Origin of the sequence: Aquimarina acroporae, from assembly GCF_023195925.1 — a bacterium.
GTDB classification, from domain to species: Bacteria; Bacteroidota; Bacteroidia; order Flavobacteriales; family Flavobacteriaceae; genus Aquimarina; species Aquimarina acroporae.
Window position 1 is genome coordinate 1 of the sequence record NZ_JALPRE010000041.1, and the last position, 451, is coordinate 451.

Genomic DNA, 451 nt, shown 5'->3' on the forward strand with positions numbered 1-451 from the left:
ATTTAAAAAGAATAATAATGGCTATCTGAAATTTCTTGATGCCTTAAAAATTGGCATTTTTATGGGCATTTTCCAACTTATTTTTAGTCAAATTTGGTATTTGTTTTATACAAACATTATACACCCAGATTATTTAAGCAATATTCTTGAGAGAAATAAAGAGACTAAAATGTTCAACAATCTCGAATTATCTGCAAAAGAGGTTGATCAGATAACATCAACTGCCAGAAGCAAATTCGATTTCAAAATGAAATTATCTCATTTAGTAATAAACATCGTAATTAGCTCTTTAATCGCTTCTATAGCTGGAGCATTTATGTACAAAAAGAAAAAAATGTAACCCCTATCTATTATGAAGCCTAACAAAACCTCAATCTATAAACATATACTTAAATACGGTTTAATCTATGGATGCATCTGCTTTTTACACAGAGTCATGACTTATTTAATT

General features: G+C 28.2%; 1 protein-coding gene. It reads left to right on the forward strand.

Annotation, left to right across the window (positions count from 1 at the left end):
• The coding region (locus M0D21_RS22910) for a DUF4199 domain-containing protein (RefSeq protein WP_248334378.1) at nucleotides 1–340 on the forward strand (340 nt) is incomplete at its 5' end.
• Nucleotides 341–451: the final 111 nt, after the last annotated feature.